At 61.0% G+C, this 18,452-nt stretch carries 15 protein-coding genes; 14 read left to right on the top strand and 1 reads right to left on the bottom strand.

Annotation, left to right across the window (positions count from 1 at the left end; genetic code table 11):
• Nucleotides 1–124: 124 nt before the first annotated feature.
• The 14 genes from alg8 (at nucleotide 125) to KW841_RS15190 (ending at nucleotide 17,389) form a co-directional block, all read left to right on the top strand.
• The gene (gene alg8, locus KW841_RS15255) at nucleotides 125–1,606 is read left to right on the top strand and encodes a mannuronan synthase (protein ID WP_371319511.1); all 1,482 of its coding nucleotides are present in this window, start codon (nucleotides 125–127) and stop codon (nucleotides 1,604–1,606) included.
• Nucleotides 1,607–1,642: 36 nt separating this feature from the next.
• Complete coding sequence (locus KW841_RS15250) at nucleotides 1,643–2,812, top strand: alginate biosynthesis protein Alg44 (protein ID WP_218477539.1); 1,170 nt, start codon at nucleotides 1,643–1,645, stop codon at nucleotides 2,810–2,812.
• A gap of 15 nt (nucleotides 2,813–2,827) precedes the next feature.
• Complete coding sequence (gene algK / locus KW841_RS15245; RefSeq protein ID WP_218477537.1) at nucleotides 2,828–4,330, top strand: alginate biosynthesis TPR repeat lipoprotein AlgK; 1,503 nt, start codon at nucleotides 2,828–2,830, stop codon at nucleotides 4,328–4,330.
• Nucleotides 4,327–5,811 (top strand): alginate export family protein, encoded by a 1,485-nt coding sequence (locus KW841_RS15240; RefSeq protein ID WP_218477528.1) that lies wholly within the window; start codon nucleotides 4,327–4,329, stop codon nucleotides 5,809–5,811. The genes algK and KW841_RS15240 overlap by 4 nt, the downstream gene beginning before the upstream one ends.
• A gap of 26 nt (nucleotides 5,812–5,837) precedes the next feature.
• Nucleotides 5,838–7,415, top strand: coding sequence for a mannuronan 5-epimerase AlgG (gene algG / locus KW841_RS15235; protein ID WP_218477520.1), 1,578 nt, complete (start codon nucleotides 5,838–5,840; stop codon nucleotides 7,413–7,415).
• Between the two features lie 10 nt (nucleotides 7,416–7,425).
• Nucleotides 7,426–8,874 (top strand): alginate O-acetyltransferase, encoded by a 1,449-nt coding sequence (locus tag KW841_RS15230; protein WP_218477513.1) that lies wholly within the window; start codon nucleotides 7,426–7,428, stop codon nucleotides 8,872–8,874.
• A gap of 8 nt (nucleotides 8,875–8,882) precedes the next feature.
• On the top strand, nucleotides 8,883–10,007 hold the full coding sequence (locus KW841_RS15225; RefSeq protein WP_218477506.1) for a mannuronate-specific alginate lyase: 1,125 nt from the start codon (nucleotides 8,883–8,885) through the stop codon (nucleotides 10,005–10,007).
• A 213-nt stretch (nucleotides 10,008–10,220) separates the two neighbouring features.
• On the top strand, nucleotides 10,221–11,786 hold the full coding sequence (locus KW841_RS15220) for an MBOAT family protein (protein WP_218477504.1): 1,566 nt from the start codon (nucleotides 10,221–10,223) through the stop codon (nucleotides 11,784–11,786).
• A gap of 11 nt (nucleotides 11,787–11,797) precedes the next feature.
• Entirely contained in the window at nucleotides 11,798–12,973 is a 1,176-nt protein-coding gene (locus KW841_RS15215; RefSeq protein WP_218477502.1) for an alginate O-acetyltransferase, read from the top strand.
• A 14-nt stretch (nucleotides 12,974–12,987) separates the two neighbouring features.
• Nucleotides 12,988–13,644, top strand: a complete 657-nt coding sequence (locus tag KW841_RS15210; RefSeq protein ID WP_218477496.1) for an alginate O-acetyltransferase AlgF — start codon at nucleotides 12,988–12,990, stop codon at nucleotides 13,642–13,644.
• Nucleotides 13,645–13,857: 213 nt separating this feature from the next.
• Nucleotides 13,858–15,309, top strand: coding sequence for a mannose-1-phosphate guanylyltransferase/mannose-6-phosphate isomerase (locus KW841_RS15205; protein WP_007972633.1), 1,452 nt, complete (start codon nucleotides 13,858–13,860; stop codon nucleotides 15,307–15,309).
• A gap of 293 nt (nucleotides 15,310–15,602) precedes the next feature.
• Nucleotides 15,603–16,067 carry a multidrug transporter gene (locus KW841_RS15200; RefSeq protein WP_218477494.1) on the top strand — a complete coding sequence of 155 codons (465 nt, stop codon included), beginning with the start codon at nucleotides 15,603–15,605 and terminating at the stop codon, nucleotides 16,065–16,067.
• 33 nt (nucleotides 16,068–16,100) lie between these two features.
• The gene (locus KW841_RS15195; protein ID WP_116581173.1) at nucleotides 16,101–16,925 is read left to right on the top strand and encodes an SDR family oxidoreductase; all 825 of its coding nucleotides are present in this window, start codon (nucleotides 16,101–16,103) and stop codon (nucleotides 16,923–16,925) included.
• 74 nt (nucleotides 16,926–16,999) lie between these two features.
• Entirely contained in the window at nucleotides 17,000–17,389 is a 390-nt protein-coding gene (locus KW841_RS15190) for a DUF4440 domain-containing protein (protein WP_218477492.1), read from the top strand.
• A 195-nt stretch (nucleotides 17,390–17,584) separates the two neighbouring features.
• On the opposite strand, the gene KW841_RS15185 is transcribed toward KW841_RS15190, so the two are convergent.
• Nucleotides 17,585–18,448 (bottom strand): HlyD family secretion protein, encoded by an 864-nt coding sequence (locus KW841_RS15185; protein WP_218477491.1) that lies wholly within the window; start codon nucleotides 18,446–18,448, stop codon nucleotides 17,585–17,587.
• Nucleotides 18,449–18,452 lie beyond the last annotated feature (4 nt).

The raw sequence follows: 18,452 nt of genomic DNA, 5'->3' as shown, positions 1-18,452 counted from the left end.
GATGCACCTGAGAACACCGCTGGGTATCAGATACCCAGCGTCATCGTTGGCGACCATCGCGAGCAAGCTCGCTCCTACAGGTTTGTACGCCTGCGTTAACCCGAGATCTAGACGGATGCAGATTATGCACAGGCTAAAGCACGGCCTACTCCAGGCCGCCGGTTGGCTGTTCTACCTGAGTTTACTGATGGGCCTCGCCATGGCGTTGCCCGTGTCCACGTTCGACTCCGAGTCGAAGGACTTCATTTTCCTGATTGGCGCCGTGGGTATCTGGCGCTACTCGATGGGTGCCACGCACTTTGTGCGCGGCATGATTTTTCTGTACATCGTCTACCCGCACCTGCGGCGCAAAGTGCGCAAGCTGGGCAAAGCGGCTGACCCGTCCCACGTGTTCCTGATGGTCACCAGCTTTCGTATCGATGCGCTGACCACTGCGCAGGTCTACAGCTCGGTGATCCGCGAAGCCATCGACTGCGACCTGCCGACCACCGTGGTCTGCTCCATCGTGGAAATGTCCGATGAGCTGCTGGTCAAAAGCCTGTGGAACCGGATGAACCCACCGGCCCGGGTCAAGCTCGACTTCGTGCGCATTCCCGGCACCGGCAAGCGCGATGGCCTGGCCTACGGCTTCCGCGCCATCTCCCGACACCTGCCGGACGATCGCGCCGTGGTTGCGGTGATCGATGGCGACACCGTGCTCGGCGAAGGCGTGGTGCGCAAGACCGTGCCGTGGTTCCAGTTGTTCGGCAATGTCGGTGGCCTGACCACCAACGAATTCTGCGAAGTGCGCGGCGGCTACATCATGAGCGAATGGCACAAGCTGCGTTTCGCCCAGCGTCACATCAACATGTGCTCGATGGCCCTGTCCAAGCGCGTGCTGACCATGACCGGGCGCATGTCGGTATTCCGTGCCACCGTGGTCACCAACCCGGAATTCATCGCCGACGTGGAAAGCGACTCGCTGCAACACTGGCGCCTGGGTCGCTTCAAGTTCCTTACCGGCGACGACAAGTCGAGCTGGTTCAGCCTGATGCGCCTGGGCTACGACACCTTCTACGTGCCCGACGCGGCGATCAACACCGTTGAACACCCGCCGGAAAAGAGCTTCATCAAGGCCAGTCGCAAACTGATGTTCCGCTGGTACGGCAACAACCTGCGGCAGAACTCCCGTGCCCTGGGCCTGGGGATCAAACGCCTCGGCGTGTTCACCTCGGTGGTGCTGTTCGACCAGCGCGTGTCGATGTGGACCTCGCTGCTGGGCCTGACCGTGGCGCTGATCGCCAGCTTCAAGTACGGCACCGCGTTCATCCTGGTGTACCTGCTCTGGATCGGCATCACCCGGTTCATCCTGACCTTGTTGCTGTCGTGCTCCGGACACCGGATCGGCCCGGCCTACCCGGCGATTCTCTATTACAACCAGATCGTCGGTGCGCTGGTGAAGATCTATGTGTTCTTTCGCCTCGACCAACAGTCCTGGACTCGCCAACCCACTTCTCTGACCCGTGATCTCGCCAGCTTTCAACGTTGGTTCAACACCTGGTCGTCTCGGACCATGACCTTCTCTGCCGGCAGCATTTTTGTCGCCGTGCTGCTGTTGATGGTCTGACCGCCCCCTTATTGAATTAACCAGGAAATCGCCCTTATGAATACCGCCGTCAACGCCAACGTAGTGCACGAATCCGAAGCCCAGCGCCAACACGCCCGCGTGAAAATCCCGGCCAAGTTGCGCTTCTTCGGCCCTGACCGGACACCGGTCGAAGCCCGGGTGATCGACCTGTCCGCCGGTGGTCTGGCGTTCAACGCCGGTCAGTTGCCGCTGAAAATTGGCGATGTGTACAAGGCCCGCCTGCAGTTCGTCATCGACAACCTCGGCCTGGCCATGGACGTCGAGTTGCAGGTCCGCTCCTTCGACCGCGAGACCGGACGCGCCGGCTGCCAGTTCCAGAACCTGGAACCACGGGACATCTCGACCCTGCGCCACCTGATCACTTCGCACCTGGCTGGCGACATCGTCAGCGTGGGTGAAATGCTGGCGACCCTGCAGCGCGACAACTTCACCAAGGCGCGCAAGATGAAGGACGGCGGCCACGGCATGACCGCGTTCGGACGCCTGAAAGCCGTGACCTTCAGCCTGGGGATCTTTGTGGTGGGTGTTGCCGCCTTCGGCTTCGTTTTCAAATCGGTGTATGGCATGTACTTCGTCAGCCACGCCCAGGCCGGTCTGGTCAGCGTGCCGGGCGTGAACATCACCATGCCCCGCGACGGTACCGTACAGAGCCTGGTGAAAGCCGACGGCGTGGCCGCCAAGGGCGCACCGCTGGCGACCTTCAGCACCAGCATGCTCGACGTGCTCAAGGGCCATCTGGACGAAGATCAACTGCAACCGGCCAAGGTTGCAGAACTGTTCGGCAAGCAGATGACCGGCACCCTGACCTCGCCTTGCGATTGCACCGTGGCCCAGCAAATGGTCGCCAACGGTCAGTACGCCAGCAAGGGCGACGTGATCTTCCAACTGGTCCCGCGGGGCGGCGAAGCCAATGTTGAAGCGCGCTTCTCCTATCGCCAGTTCAGCGACGTACGCCCGGGTACTTCGGTGCGCTTCCAGATCGCCGGCGAGGACAAGAGCCGCACCGGCAAGATCGTCAGCAGCACCAGCCTGAAAAGCGCCGACCTGTCGTCGGACATCCGCGTGCTGATCCAGCCAGACGAAACCCTGGACAGCTCCCTTGCCGGCCGCCCGGTGGAAGTGAGCAGCGACCGTGGCCCGAACCTGAACTGGCTGATCGACAAAGCCATGGCTGTCGGTCTTTAAGTCGAGGACATGCCTGTGACTACTCCAACCCTCAACACGCCGCCGACCCTGTGGGAGCGAGCTTGCTCGCGATGGGATCGACGCGGTTTGTCTGATGCACCGAGCCAGCCGCATCGCGAGCAAGCTCGCTCCCACAGGGGATTTGCGTTCTGTTCGCTAGCCCTGGCAGTCAGCCTCAGCGGTTGCGCCGGTCTCCCCGACCAGCGCCTGGCCAACGAAGCGCTCAAGCGCGGCGACACCGCTACCGCGGCGGCGAACTACCGGCAACTGGCAGACCTGGGCTACAGCGAAGCGCAGGTCGGTCTGGCCGATATCCAGGTCGACAGCCGTGACCCGGCGCAGATGAAACAGGCCGAGGCGACTTACCGCGCCGCGGCCAGCGTTTCGCCGCGCGCCCAGGCACGCCTCGGTCGCCTGCTGGTGGCCAAGCCCGGTTCCACCGAAGCCGAGCAGCACGAAGCCGAAACCCTGTTGAAAAAAGCCGCCGCCGCGGGCGAAGGCAACACGCTGATTCCGCTGGCGATGCTGTACCTGCAATACCCGCACAGCTTTCCCAACGTGAATGCCCAGCAGCAGATCAGCCAATGGCGTGCCGAGAACAAGCCGGAAGCCGGCTTGGCGCAAGTGCTGCTCTATCGCACCCAGGGCACCTACGACCAGCATCTGGATGACGTGGAAAAGATCTGCAAGGCCGCGCTCAACACCAGCGACATCTGCTACGTCGAACTGGCCACGGTTTACCAGAAACAGGCCAAGCCAGAACAACAGGCCGAGCTGATCAAGCAGATGCAAGCGGCTCACGCTCGCGGCAGCGTTTCGGCGCAGCGCGTCGACAGCGTCGCCCGTGTGCTTGCCGATGCGACCCTGGGCAAGACCGACGAGAAGACCGCGCAATCGCTGCTCGAACCGATCGCCCCGGGCTACCCGGCGTCGTGGGTCACCCTCGCGCAGTTGATCTACGACTTCCCCGAACTGGGCGACGTCGACCAGATGATGAAGTACCTGGACAACGGCCGCGCCGCCGACCAGCCCCGCGCCGAACTGTTGCTGGGCAAGCTCTACTTCGAAGGCAAGATGGTCCCGGCCGACGCCAAGGTCGCCGAGGAGCATTTCCAGAAAGCCGTCGGCCGTGAAGTCGCCGCCGATTACTACCTCGGCCAGATCTATCGCCGTGGCTACCTGGGCAAGGTCTATCCGCAGAAGGCCCTCGACCATCTGTTGACCGCTGCGCGCAACGGCCAGAACAGCGCCGACTTCGCCATCGCCCAACTGTTTTCCCAGGGCAAGGGCACCAAGCCTGATCCGCTGAACGCCTACGTCTTCAGCCAACTGGCCCTGGCCCAGAACACACCGCAAGCCACCGAGCTTGCGCAAACAATCCAAACGCAATTGCCGCCCGACCGGTTGGCCGAAGCCCAACGCCTATTGAAACAAGAACAGGCCGTGCGCGGTGCCCTGAGCCCGAACACGCCGGAACTGCATACCCTGCAAGAAGAAGTCAGCGAGGAATCCCAATGAAGTTGAATCCATTCATGAAGGCTGGCATCGGCCTGACATTCGCGCTGATCTGGTCTTGCCCGACGCTTGCTGCGATGACTGAAGAAACCAAGAACTTCGGCCTGGACATGAAGATCACCGGCCAGTCCGAAGACGACCGTGACCTCGGCACCCAGCGCGGCGGCGACGTCAACGGCGTCGGCCTTGACCTGCGCCCGTGGGTGTATGGCGAAAGCGGCGCGTGGAGCGCTTACGCCATGGGTCAGGCGGTGACGTCCACCGACATCATCGAGACCGACACACTGCAAGAGTCCGAAGGCACCGAGAACACCAGCAACAATGACCGCCAGACCAAGAAGAACTACCTGGCGATGCGCGAATTCTGGGTCGGCTACAGCGGTTTCACGCCCTACCCCGGCGAGATCCTGAAACTCGGTCGTCAGCGTCTGCACAACGACGACGGTCAATGGCGCGATACCAACATCGAAGCCCTGAACTGGACCTTCGACACCACCTTGTTGCGCGCCAACGCGGGTGTCGCCGAGCGCTTCAGCGAGTACCGCACTGACCTGAAAGAACTGTCCCCCAAGGACAAGGATCGCCTGCACGCCTACGCCGATGCGGAATACCAATGGACACCGGGTCACTGGGCCGGCATTCGCGGTCACCACACTCACGATGACGGCAAGCTCGACTATCCGGAACCGGGCGTACCTTCCGATTCGCTGGACAAAAAACAGAATGGCGACATCAGCTGGCTGGGCTTGCAGGCCAACAGCGATGCCTACAACTGGCGCAACACCAATACCTTCAACTACTGGGGCAGCATCACCGGCATGAGTGGCGACCGCGACACGGTTAACCCGCTGAACGCTGATGGCACCGCTCCCGCACAACCCAAGAGCAGCGGCAATGTCGATGGCTGGGCCACCGACCTGGGCGTGCGTCTGCGCCTCGATCCGCAATGGCAAGTCGGTGCGGCCTACGCCCGGGCCAGCGCCGATTACGAACAGAACGGCCTGGAAAGCAACCGCTCGAACTACACCGGTACACGTTCACGCGTGCACCGTTTCGGCGAAGCCTTCCGTGGCGAAATGAACAACATGCAATCGGCCACGCTGTTCGGTTCGTGGATGCTCAACGACGAGTACGACGCCAGCCTGATCTACCACAAATTCTGGCGCGTCGACGGCAACAAGCCGATCACCAGCGACGGCATCGACGCCGTGCAGAACAACACCGACGACGTGACCGGCGCCGTGTTGTCCAGCACCTCCCTGCCGCTGAACGATGGCGAAAAAGACCTCGGCCAGGAAATGGATCTGGTCGTCACCAAGTACTTCAAGCAAGGCCTGTTGCCAGCGGCGTTGAGCCAGAAGATCGATGAACCTTCGGCCCTGGTGCGGTTCCGTGGCGGTGTGTTCAAGCCCGGCGACGCCTATGGCAAAGAAGTCGATTCGTACATGCATCGCGCGTTCATCGACGTGGTCTGGAAATTCTGATGCAGAGCGCGAAGGGAGTCCCCGACATGAACAGTGCCAAGAAAGGTTCCTTGACCTTGCTGGCCGGCGCGATGCTACTGGCAAGTGCGGCTGCCTTCGCGACTGTGGAGCCCGCTGCGCCCGCCAAGCCGGCCACTGTTGCCAAGGAACTGCAACAAGCCAAGACCTACACCGTCAGCAGCGCGCCGACCGCGCCGCTGGAACTGGCCAAGCCGACGCTGCCGGACGTCTCGGGCTACACCGCCGAGGCCATCGCGAAAAAAATCGTGCGCAGCAAGGTCGGCAAAGTCAGCCTGCGCCGGATGATGCAGGAAGACGCCCTGAAGGACTTCATCGGTGGCGACAACAAGATGGCCGAGTGGGTGGTGCGTCAGCACGGCATCCCCCAGGCGATCTTCGTCGACGACGGCTACATGAACCTCAAGGACGTGGCGAAGAAACTGCCGAAGTACGTCATCGAAACGTCACCGGGCGTGTACCTCGCCAGGCTGCCGATCGTGGTCGGCCGTCACGGCATCCTCGAAATCGACAAGCAGACCCAGGAACTGCGCCTGTCCCAGGAGGGCGGTGCGTTCCTGGTCAACGACGGTCAGTTGTTCGTACGCGATACCAAAATCACCGGCTGGCGCGAAAAGGACAACGGCCCGGCGACGTTCAATTCGCCGAAGGAATTCCGTCCGTTCCTGCTGTCCTGGGGCGGCACCGAGACCTACATCGCCAACAGCAAGATTGCCAGCTTCGGCTACGCCAACAGTAAGTCCTACGGCGTGAGTATTTCCCAGTACACGCCGAACATGGCCAAGGTGCTCAAGCGTCCTGAGCCGACCGGCTGGATCGTCGGCTCCGAATTCTCGGACATGTGGTACGGCTTCTACTGCTACGAAACCCGCGACTTCGTGGTCAAGGGCAACACCTACAAAGACAACATCGTCTACGGCATCGACCCGCACGACCGTTCCCACGGCCTGATCATTGCCGACAACACGGTGTACGGGACCAAGAAGAAGCACGGGATCATTATTTCCCGTGAGGTCAACGACAGCTTCATCTTCAACAACCGCAGCTACGACAACCACCTCTCGGGGCTGGTGATCGACCGTAACAGCGTGAACAACCTGATTGCCCACAACGAGATCTACCAGAACCACACCGACGGCATCACCCTCTACGAGAGTGCCGACAACCTGCTGTGGGGCAACAAGGTGATCAGCAACCGTCGGCACGGCATCCGCATTCGTAACAGCGTGAACATTCGCCTCTACGAAAACGTCGCCATGGCCAACGGCCTGACCGGCGTCTACGGCCACATCAAGGACCTGAGCAACACCGACCGTGACATCAAGCTCGACCCGTTCGACGCCCAGGTGTCGCTGATCGTGGTCGGCGGTGAACTGGCGGCCAACGGCAGCGGCCCGCTGTCCATCGACTCGCCGCTGAGTGTCGAGTTGTATCGCGTGTCCATGCTCGCACCGACCAAGTCCAGCGGCATTAGCTTCACCGGCATCCTTGGCGAGCGTCAGGATGAAATTCTCGACCTGCTGGTGCGCCAGCAGAAAGCCGTGCTGATCGACCCCGTCGAACGCCAGACCGAAATGCGGGACTGAGGATAATCTTATGCACCCACACTTGATCAAATTACTCAGCCTGTCGGCCCTGACCGCCGGCATTCTCGCGGCCAGCGGCGGTGTTCGCGCCGATGAGGTGCAAGCACCGAAATTCTCCGCCGAACCGTGCTGCAGCCTGTGCCCGGCCGCCCACGACGCGAAGAACTACACCACCCGTTATCAGCAGAACTTCACCACGCTGGTGCAGGCCCAGGGCGACTGGCTGTTCCGTACGCAGGAAGACTTGCGCACCGAATTCGACACCACACCCGCAGGCTACAAACGCATGAAGCAATTGCACGATGCGTTCAAGAGCAAAGGCGTGGAACTGGTTGTCGTGTACCAACCGACCCGTGGCCTGGTGAACCGCAACAAGCTCAACCCGGCGGAGAAAGCCAGCTTCGACTTCGACAAGGCGCTGAGAAACTACAAGACCATGCTGGGCCGTTTCGCGCAGATGGGCTATGTCGTTCCGGACCTGTCGCCGCTGACCAACGAGTCGTTGCCAGACACCCTGCCCGCCCACGATTTCTACTTCCGTGGCGACCAGCACTGGACCCCGTACGGTGCCCAGCGCACGGCGAAAATCGTCGCCGAGAAGGTCAAGCAATTGCCTGAATTCGCCGACATTCCCAAGCGCGAATTCGAGACCAAAAAGTCGGGGCGCATGGGCAAGACCGGAACGTTGCACAACATGGCCGGTCAACTCTGTGGCACCAGCTACGCGATCCAGTACATGGATCAGTTCACCACCGAGCCGAAGGGCGAAGCGGGCGATGGCGATCTGTTCGGTGATTCCGGCAATCCGCAAATCACCCTCGTGGGTACCTCCCACAGTGGCAAGAACTACAACTTCGCCGGTTTCCTCGAAGAGGCCATCGGCGCCGACATTCTCAACGTGGCGTTCCCCGGCGGCGGCCTCGAAGGTTCGATGCTGCAGTACCTGGGCAGCGACGAGTTCCAGAAGAACCCGCCGAAGATTCTCATCTGGGAATTCTCGCCGCTGTACCGCCTCGACCAGGAAACCATCTACCGCCAGATGATGGCGCTGCTGGACAACGGTTGCGAAGGCAAGGATGCACAGATGTCCGGCAGCGCCACGCTCAAGCCGGGCAAAAACGAGTTGATGGTCAACAGCAAGAACATGGACCTGCGTAACGCTAGCCACCAGGTCGACATCCGCTTCGCCGATACGTCGGTGAAAACCCTGCAAGCCACCCTCTGGTACATGAACGGTCGCCACGAGGACATCAAGATCGAAAAACCGGAAACCTCCGAGACTGACGGGCGTTTCGCTTTCGAGTTGCGCACGGACGAAGACTGGGCCTCGCAGAACCTGCTGGCCGTTGAAGTCCAGGGCCCCGAAGCCGGTGCCGCGCCTCAGAAAGTCGAAGCGAAAATTTGCAAACGCAACGTATTCCCGGGCGCCGAGCAGCGTACTGCTTCGGTCGGGCAATGAGGTCTGCTATGCGCAATCCGAAACTGAAGCATCTGTTGGCACCGACGCTGTTGAGCCTGGCGATGTTTGCTGGCGCCACACAAGCGGCGGCGCCATTGCGTCCGCCACAGGGTTACTTCGCACCGATAGAGAAGGTCAAAACCGGCGACAAGAGCGAAGGCTGCGATGCGATGCCGACGCCTTACACCGGCTCGTTGCAATTTCGCAGCAAGTACGAAGGTTCGGACAAGGCCCGCTCGACCCTGAACGTGCAGTCGGAAAAAGCCTTCCGTGAAAGTACTGCCGACATCACCAAGATCGAGCGCGGCACCAGCAAGCGCGTGATGCAGTTCATGCGTGACGGTCGCCCGGAACAACTGGAATGCACGCTCGATTGGTTGACCGCGTGGGCCAAGGCCGATGCCTTGATGTCCAAGGACTTCAACCACACCGGCAAGTCGATGCGTAAATGGGCGTTGGGCAGCATGGCGTCTTCATACATTCGCCTGAAGTTTTCCGACTCCCGACCGCTGGCCAACCATCAGCAAGAGTCGCAGTTGATCGAAGCCTGGTTCAGCAAGATGGCCGACCAGGTGGTCAGCGACTGGGACAACCTGCCGCTCGAGCAGACCAACAACCACTCGTACTGGGCCGCCTGGTCGGTGATGGCCACTTCCGTCGCCACCAACCGCCGCGACCTGTTCGACTGGGCCGTGAAGGAATTCAAGGTCGGCGCCAACCAGGTCGACGCCAACGGTTATCTGCCCAACGAACTCAAGCGTGAACAACGGGCCCTGGCGTACCACAACTATGCACTGCCGCCGCTGGCGATGATCGCCAGTTTCGCCCAGGTCAACGGTGTGGACTTGCGTCAGGAAAACAACGGTGCATTGAAACGCCTCGGTGATCGCGTGCTCGCCGGGGTGAAAGACCCGGATGAGTTCGAGGAAAAGAACGGCAAGGAACAGGACATGACCGACCTTAAGGTCGACTCGAAATTTGCCTGGCTCGAACCGTTCTGCACGCTCTACACCTGCTCGCCCGAGGTGCTGGCCAAGAAACACAAGATGCAACCGTTCAAGACCTTCCGCCTCGGCGGTGACCTGACCAAGGTCTACGACCCGGCCAATGAAAAGGGCAGCAAGGGTTCTTGAAGACAGACACAAAACCTGTGGGAGCGAGCTTGCTCGCGATAGCGGTCTGACATTCAACATCGATGTCGACTGACACTCCCTCATCGCGAGCAAGCTCGCTCCCACAGGGTTAGTGCAGGACATGAGTTTTTGTGTGTTGCCCTCCAGATTTTCTTGGGGGGTTTGGGGGGGCCGTTGGCCCTTGACTGTTGGTTCAAACAAGGAGAGATCGGGATGGTTTTTTCGTCCAACGTGTTCCTGTTTTTGTTCTTGCCGATCTTCCTCGGCTTGTACTACCTGAGCGGGCAACGCTATCGCAATCTGCTGCTGCTGATTGCCAGTTACGTGTTCTATGCCTGGTGGCGTGTGGACTTCCTCGCACTGTTCGCCGGCGTCACGCTGTGGAACTACTGGATCGGCCTGAAAGTCGGTGCCGCAGGTGTCCGGACCAAACCGGCGCAGCGCTGGCTGCTGCTCGGCGTGGCCGTCGACCTGTGCATCCTCGGTTACTTCAAGTACGCCAACTTCGGCGTCGACAGCATCAACGCGATGATGACGTCGGTGGGCCTGGAGCCTTTCATCCTGACCCACGTGCTGCTGCCGATCGGGATCTCGTTCTACGTCTTCGAGTCCATCAGCTACATCATCGACGTCTACCGTGGCGACACTCCGGCGACCCGCAACCTGATCGACTTCGCGGCGTTCGTGGCGATCTTCCCGCACTTGATCGCCGGTCCCGTGTTGCGTTTTCGCGACCTGGCCGACCAGTTCAACAACCGCACCCACACCCTCGACAAGTTCTCCGAGGGCTGCACGCGGTTCATGCAGGGTTTCATCAAGAAAGTCTTCATCGCCGACACCCTCGCGGTGGTGGCCGACCATTGCTTCGCCCTGCAAAACCCGACCACGGGCGACGCCTGGCTCGGTGCCCTGGCGTACACCGCGCAACTGTATTTCGACTTCTCCGGCTACAGCGACATGGCCATCGGCCTGGGCTTGATGATGGGTTTCCGTTTCATGGAAAACTTCAAGCAGCCGTATGTCAGCCAGTCGATCACCGAGTTCTGGCGGCGCTGGCACATCAGCCTGTCGACCTGGCTGCGTGACTATCTGTACATCACCCTGGGCGGCAACCGCAAAGGCACGCTGATGACCTATCGCAACCTGTTCCTGACCATGCTGCTCGGTGGTCTGTGGCACGGCGCGAACATCACATACATCGTCTGGGGTGCATGGCACGGCATGTGGCTGGCGATTGAAAAAGCCATCGGCCTGAATACTTCGCCACGCAGCTTCAACCCGATCCGCTGGGCAATGACCTTCCTGCTGGTGGTGATGGGCTGGGTGATTTTCCGTGCGGAAAACCTGCACGTCGCCGGGCGCATGTACGGCGCGATGTTCAGCTTCAGCGACTGGTCGCTGTCGGAACTCAACCAGGCCAGCCTCACCGGCCTGCAAGTGGCAACGCTGATCGTGGCCTACGTGACCCTGGCGTTCTTCGGCCTGCGCGACTTCTACACCAATCAGCCTCCGGTGAAGACCAAGCCTGCAGTGAACGTCGACGCCGACGGCCCGGCCGCTGCGACACCGGGAACGATCAAGGCCGTGCCTGGGGATAACCCGGCGAGTATCCACCAGCCTGGCTACACCGTCGGCGTCGAAGCCCAGGTGCAACCGGCCTATTGGACCGCTGACTGGTCGCGCTACGTGATGCGTGCGCTGGTGCTGCTGCTGTTCATCGCCTCGATTCTCAAACTCTCGGCGCAAAGCTTCTCGCCGTTCCTTTACTTCCAGTTCTGAGGGATCTGACCATGACCCGCTCATTACGCATCTTCTACATCGCGCTGTTCCTGGTGACCCTGCTGGTGCTCGGTCTGTGGTCGGTGCGCAGCTTCTTCGGCTTCAGCACCAACGCCGACGCGACGGTGCTCAACGGCCGCTGGACCAAGGCCGTGGAAACCCACTACGACGACGAGTTCCCGATCAAGCGCCTGGGCACCAATCTCTGGGCCGCGCTGGATTTCAAACTGTTCAACGAAGGTCGTCCGGGCGTGGTGCTCGGCCGCGACCAGTGGTTGTACAGCGATGAAGAGTTCCACCCGGTGGTCAACGAAGAGCTGAACCTGCAAGGCAACTACGCGCTGGTCGAAGGCGTGCGCCAGACCTTGAAAGAGAAAGGCGTGCAACTGGTGATGGCAGTGGTGCCGGCCAAGGTGCGGCTGTACCCGGAACACCTCGGTGAGGTGAAACCGGCGAGCATCCACGCCAACCTCTACAAGGACTTCCACCAGCGCCTGGCCGCCGACCGGATTCCGGCCCCAGACCTGCTCGGCCCGCTGCAACAGGCCAAGCAGAACGGCCAGCAAGTGTTCCTGCGCACCGACACCCACTGGACCCCGGAAGGCGCCGAGATCGCGGCCAACCGTCTGGCCAAGACCATCGCCGACAAGTACCCGCTGAGCGGCGAACCGCAGCGCTTCGTCACCGAACCGGCCGAAACCGTCACCCACAAGGGCGACCTGCGTCTGTTCCTGCCACTGGACCCGCTGTTCGAAAACCTGATGCCTAAACAGGAGCAATTGCAAAAGCGCAATACGGTCGCCGCTGAAGATCAGTCCGCCGGCGACGACGCGCTGTTCGCCAACACCGAAGTGCCGGTAGCCCTGATCGGCACCAGCTACAGCGCCAACCCCAACTGGAATTTTGTGGGAGCGCTCAAGCAGGCGTTGCACAGCGACGTGGTCAATTACGCCGAAGACGGTCACGGCCCGATTCTGCCGATGCTCAGCTACCTGAAAAGCGATGCCTTCAAGAACAGCCCGCCACAAGTGCTGATCTGGGAGTTCCCTGAACGATATCTGCCTGTGAACAACGAAATCGGCGACGCCGACCCGCAGTGGGTCGCAGAGCTTAAACAAGCCGGCGCCCGCCAACAAAACGTAGCCATCAACAACAAATCCGAGACGCCCGACCGGGCGCAAAACTGAAAGAGAGGTACACCATGACTTTCACTACTACTCCTCGTCGTCTCGCCAAACGCCTTGCCCTGGTTGCCGGCATCAGCGTGCTGTCGGTACAGGCTTTCGCCGCTGGCGACGCCGCCCTGTATGGCCCGACCGCACCGAAAGGTTCGACCTTCGTGCGCATCTACAACGCCAGCAACGCCGAAGTCAGCGCCACCGTCGGCAGCACCAACCTGAGCGAGGTCGCGCCACTGTCGAGCACTGACTTCAGCTTCATGCCGGGCGGCGACTACAGCGCCAAGGTCGGCAGCCAAAGCCTGCCGGTGAAACTGGCCGGCGACCACTATTACACCCTGGTCAACAACGCCAGCGGCGCACCGCAACTGATCGAAGAGCCGCCGTTCAAGAACAAGCAGAAGTCCCTGGTCCGCGTACAAAACCTCAGTGACAAGGCGCTGACCCTGAAAACCGCCGATGGCAAGACCGACGTGGTCCCGAACGTTGCGCCCAAGGGTCGCGGCGAGCGTGAAATCAACCCGGTCAAGGTCAGCCTGGCGCTCTATGACGGCACCACCAAAGTCGGCGACGTGAAACCGGTCGCCCTGGAACGCGGTGAAGCCGCGGTGCTGTACGTCACCGGCAGCGGCAGCAGCCTGTCGCCGGTCTGGGTGAAACGCCCGGTATCGACGCGCTAAACAATTTGCCTGACTGACGCATCCCCCCTGTGGGAGCGGGCTTGCTCGCGAAAGCGGTCTGACATTCAACATCAATGTCGACTGATCCATCGCCTTCGCGAGCAAGCCCGCTCCCACAAAGTATCTAGGCGTCAATCGGGCTACGGAACAAAAACAAGAGTGAAACGACAGAACGCAGTAGCTCTAACCAATCGATATTCCAGGAGTAACAACATGATTCCAGTGATCTTGTCAGGTGGTAGTGGCTCACGTCTTTGGCCGCTTTCCCGCAAACAATTCCCTAAACAGTTCCTGGCCCTGACCGGCGAACACACCCTGTTCCAGCAAACCCTGGAACGCCTGGTGTTCGAAGGCATGGACACGCCGATCGTGGTCTGCAACAAGGACCACCGCTTCATCGTCAACGAGCAATTAGCGGCGCGCAAACTGGAATCCCAGCGCATCCTGATGGAGCCATTCGGGCGCAACACTGCGCCGGCCGTAGCCCTGACCGCGATGATGCTGGTCAATGAAGGTCGCGACGAACTGATGCTGGTATTGCCGGCCGACCACGTGCTGGAAGACCAGAAAGCCCTGCAACGCGCCCTGGCCTTGGCCACTGTCGCTGCCGAAAACGGTGAAATGGTGCTGTTCGGCGTACCGGCGACCAAGCCGGAAACCGGTTATGGCTACATCAAGTCGACCAACGACTCGCTGCTGCCCGAAGGCGTCAGCCGCGTCTCGCACTTTGTCGAAAAACCCGACGTGAAGCGTGCCACCGAGTTCGTCCAGTCCGGCGGTTACTTCTGGAACAGCGGCATGTTCCTGTTCCGCGCCAGCCGCTTCCTCGAAGAGCTGAAAAAGCACGATCCGGACATCTACGACACCTGCCTGCTGACCCTGGAACGCAGCCACCAGGACGCCGACACCATCACCCTCGACGAAGCCACCTTCGCCTGCTGCCCGGACAATTCCATCGACTACTCAGTGATGGAAAAAACCCAACGCGCCTGCGTCGTGCCGCTGACCGCCGGCTGGAGCGATGTCGGTTGCTGGTCGTCGCTGTGGGAAGTCAATGCAAAAGACGCCAACGGCAACGTCACCAAAGGCGACGTGGTGATCCAGGACAGCAAAAACTGCATGATCCACGGCAACGGCAAACTGGTGTCAGTGATCGGCCTGGAAAACATCGTCGTGGTCGAAACCAAGGACGCCATGATGATCGTCCACAAGGACAAGGTCCAAGGCGTGAAACAGATGGTCAACACCCTCAACGAACAGGGCCGCAGCGAAACCCAGAACCACTTAGAAGTCTACCGTCCGTGGGGCTCCTACGACTCGGTGGACATGGGCGGCCGCTTCCAGGTCAAGCACATCTCGGTCAAACCGGGCGCGTGCCTGTCGCTGCAGATGCACCACCACCGTGCTGAACACTGGATCGTGGTCAGCGGCACGGCGGAAGTGACCTGTGACGAGAACGTGTTCCTGCTGACCGAGAACCAGTCGACTTACATTCCGATTGCTTCGGTGCATCGCCTGCGTAACCCGGGGAAGATTCCGTTGGAGATCATCGAGGTGCAATCCGGGAGTTATCTGGGTGAGGACGATATCGAGCGGTTTGAAGATATCTATGGGCGCTCGACGCCGGTTGAGCGTGGGGTTGCGGTGAAGACTATCGCGCAGTAAGCCTCTGTAAACCTTGAGCCCCCGATCCACGTGCTGCGTTCCCTATCCGCAGCGGCTGGTTCGGGGGCTTTTTTTGTACTGGTTTTTTGTAGTGCCTCGACTGGCCTCTTCGCGGGCAAGCCCGCTCCCACAGTGGACCGGGTGGAACACAACATTCGTGAACAACCAAAAAACCTGTGGGAGCGGGCTTGCCCGCGAAGGGGCCCCCACAGTCACCGCGAAAATCTCTCCCATCGCCAATCGCACCTACGCTTAGGTAGGATGCACTTCTCTGCTCCCGAGGTTTGCGCGTCATGTTCATCGGCGTCCTGCTGGTCATCACCTGGCTGATCCTGTTGCTGCGCTATCCGGCCAAGGCCTTGCCCGTATCCGTGGCCGCCGCCATGGGGCTGGGGATCGTCGCGACCTGGGTCATCTGGATGGACCACCGCGAACTCAAGCAATTGCAACGCCTGGAGCTGCGCATCAGTTACGCGCCGCAGCAGTGTCCCGCCGACCGGCCACTGCAATTGACGATGAACAATGGCAATGACGTTCCGCTGACGGAACTGCGCTGGCGGGTTGCAGCCTATGCTCCGGGCGACACAGTGAACCTGGCCGACAACCAATACACCGCCCCGCGTTATCGCGGCCCCGGCGAATTGCAGGCCGGTGGCAACTGGGAAGATTGCTTGCCGCTGCCGCCGTTGCGCCCTGGCTACCGGCCGGAAACCCTGGAGTTTCGCGCCGAGCGATTGCAGGGTAGTTTTTCCGACTGATCCCTCCCCCATTTTTTGCACAAGGAATGCGCCATGCCCGTTGCGTTGATTACCGGTTGCTCCAGCGGCATTGGCCGTGCCCTTGCCGATGCGTTCAAGGTCGCCGGCTATGAAGTCTGGGCCAGTGCCCGCAGGGCCGAAGATGTCGCGGCACTCACCGCTGCGGGTTTCACCGCCGTGCAACTGGATGTCAACGATGCCGTGGCACTCGAAACCTTGAGCGAGCGAATCAACCAGCAAACCGGCGGCCTCGATGTGCTGATCAACAATGCGGGTTATGGCGCCATGGGGCCGTTGCTCGATGGCGGCGTACCGGCCATGCAGCGCCAGTTCGAGACCAATGTGTTCGCCATAGTCGGTGTTACCCGCGCCTTGTTCCCGGTGCTGCGTCGGGCCAAGGGGCTGGTGGTGAATATCGGTAGCGTGTCCGGTGTACTGGTCACGCCATTCGCCGGCGCCTACTGCGCTTCGAAAGCCGCCGTGCATGCCTTGAGCGATGCCTTGCGCATGGAACTGGCGCCGTTCGGCGTGCGGGTCATGGAGGTTCAGCCGGGGGCCATCGCTTCCAGCTTCGCCAAGAATGCCGGGCACGAAGCCGAGCAACTGATCAGTGAACAATCGCCATGGTTTCCGCTGCGTGAAGGTATACGCGCCCGGGCCAGGGCTTCCCAGGACAGACCGACCCCGGCCAGTGAGTTTGCCGCTGGATTGCTCAAGGCCGTGCAGCAAGCCAAACCGCCACGACTGATCCGCCTGGGCAATGGCAGCCGCGCGTTGCCGCTGATGGCCAGTTTGCTGCCCAAGGGTTTGCTCGAGTCCGGGCTGATGAAGCGGTTCGGGTTGCGTGGGCAGCTCTGAGACTGCGTCATCGTTCTTCGCGGGCAAGCCCGCGAAGGCGTCAGAACAGACACCACAGAATTTCAGGAAGCAACATGACCGACTACACCGAATACTTCAACGAAGTGATCCAGGCCCACGTGGCCATTGAACAATGGCTGGCCGAGGAACGCGACGCGTCCGATCTCGAAAAATTGCTGACGCGCTTTTCGCCGCAGTTCTCCATGGTCTCGCCGCTCGGTCGGGTGCTGGACTTTGACGCGCTGAATGAACTGTTCACGCTGGCGGGCGGCAAGAAACTCGGGTTCCGCATCGAGCTCAGCGAGTTGCGTGGCATTGCGTTGTACGACGGCGGCGCCACCGTGAGTTACCGCGAGCAACAGACCGATGCGACCGGGCTGCACTCGGATCGTCGTTCCACGGTTGTGTTCGAGAAGTTAGATGACAGGATTCTTTGGCGGCATTTGCAAGAGACCTTCTGCTGAACACGACGACGATCAACTGTAGGAGCGAGCCTGCTCGCGATGGACGTCAACGATAACGCGTGCATTCTGAATACACGCGGCGTGCTCTGGTTCATCGCGAGCAGGCTCGCTCCTACAGGGGATTGCATTCCAAGATGTGGGAGCGGAGGTGCGGCGATCCGACTTGCTCGCGAAGCAGGCGACTCGGTCTACCGGCTATGCCCCACCCTCTTGCTTCACCACCACCGTACAGGTAATCCCCGCCGCCAACACCACACCCTCCGGCACTTCATCGATGTGAATGCGTACCGGTACCCGTTGCGCCAGGCGTACCCAGTTGAAGGTCGGGTTGACGTCGGCGATCAGCTCGCGGCTCTCCGGGTTGTCGCGGTCGTAGATGCCGCGCGAGATGCTTTCCACATGGCCCTTGAGCACTTCGCCGCTCATCAGCTGCATGTCGGCCTTATCACCGACGCGCACGCGGGGCAGCTTGGTTTCTTCGAAGAAGCCGTAGACCCAGAACGAGTTCATGTCGACCACGGCCATTTTCGCCTCGCCGATGCGCGCGTAGTCGCCGCGATGCACGTTGAGGTTGGTCACGTAGCCGTCTACCGCAGCGCGCACTTCAGTGCGCTTGAGGTTGAGTTCGGCGGCTTCCAGTTGCGCCTGGGCCTGCTGGTAATCGGCCAGGGCCGAGTCGGCGAGGTTACTGGCGTCGTCGCGGTTTTCCTTGGAGATCACCAGGTTGTCCATGTCGGCGCGACGATGGGCGTTGACCTTGCGCATCTCCCAGGTCGCCTTGCGCGATGCCACCAGACCCTGCGCTTGCTTGACCGCCAGGCGGTAGTGCTCGGGGTCGATCTGCATCAGCAAATCGCCTTTTTTCACCAGCTGGTTGTCACGCACCGGCACGTCCATCACTTCGCCGGTGACGTCGGCGGCGACGTTGATGATGTCGGCGCGCACGCGGCCGTCGCGGGTCCACGGCGTGTTCATGTAGTGCTCCCACAGGGTGCGGCCGACCCACAGCGCGAGGGCCAGCACCAGCAAGGTCGCGAGCAGGCTGAAAAACTTTTTCATCAGG

The organism is Pseudomonas sp. PDM28 (assembly GCF_019219115.1).
Classification (GTDB): domain Bacteria; phylum Pseudomonadota; class Gammaproteobacteria; order Pseudomonadales; family Pseudomonadaceae; genus Aquipseudomonas; species Aquipseudomonas laurylsulfatiphila.
The sequence above is the reverse complement of the archived record's forward strand: the minus strand, read 5'-3'. Positions and strand labels throughout refer to the sequence as shown.

Coding starts and splice junctions, on each gene's coding strand:
- alg8 (WP_371319511.1), top strand. CDS start 125: ATGCACAGGCTAAAGCACGGCCTACTCCAGGCCGCCGGTTGGCTGTTC.
- KW841_RS15250 (WP_218477539.1), top strand. CDS start 1,643: ATGAATACCGCCGTCAACGCCAACGTAGTGCACGAATCCGAAGCCCAG.
- KW841_RS15240 (WP_218477528.1), top strand. CDS start 4,327: ATGAAGTTGAATCCATTCATGAAGGCTGGCATCGGCCTGACATTCGCG.
- algG (WP_218477520.1), top strand. CDS start 5,838: ATGAACAGTGCCAAGAAAGGTTCCTTGACCTTGCTGGCCGGCGCGATG.
- KW841_RS15230 (WP_218477513.1), top strand. CDS start 7,426: ATGCACCCACACTTGATCAAATTACTCAGCCTGTCGGCCCTGACCGCC.
- KW841_RS15225 (WP_218477506.1), top strand. CDS start 8,883: ATGCGCAATCCGAAACTGAAGCATCTGTTGGCACCGACGCTGTTGAGC.
- KW841_RS15220 (WP_218477504.1), top strand. CDS start 10,221: ATGGTTTTTTCGTCCAACGTGTTCCTGTTTTTGTTCTTGCCGATCTTC.
- KW841_RS15215 (WP_218477502.1), top strand. CDS start 11,798: ATGACCCGCTCATTACGCATCTTCTACATCGCGCTGTTCCTGGTGACC.
- KW841_RS15210 (WP_218477496.1), top strand. CDS start 12,988: ATGACTTTCACTACTACTCCTCGTCGTCTCGCCAAACGCCTTGCCCTG.
- KW841_RS15205 (WP_007972633.1), top strand. CDS start 13,858: ATGATTCCAGTGATCTTGTCAGGTGGTAGTGGCTCACGTCTTTGGCCG.
- KW841_RS15200 (WP_218477494.1), top strand. CDS start 15,603: ATGTTCATCGGCGTCCTGCTGGTCATCACCTGGCTGATCCTGTTGCTG.
- KW841_RS15195 (WP_116581173.1), top strand. CDS start 16,101: ATGCCCGTTGCGTTGATTACCGGTTGCTCCAGCGGCATTGGCCGTGCC.
- KW841_RS15190 (WP_218477492.1), top strand. CDS start 17,000: ATGACCGACTACACCGAATACTTCAACGAAGTGATCCAGGCCCACGTG.
- KW841_RS15185 (WP_218477491.1), bottom strand. CDS start 18,448: ATGAAAAAGTTTTTCAGCCTGCTCGCGACCTTGCTGGTGCTGGCCCTC.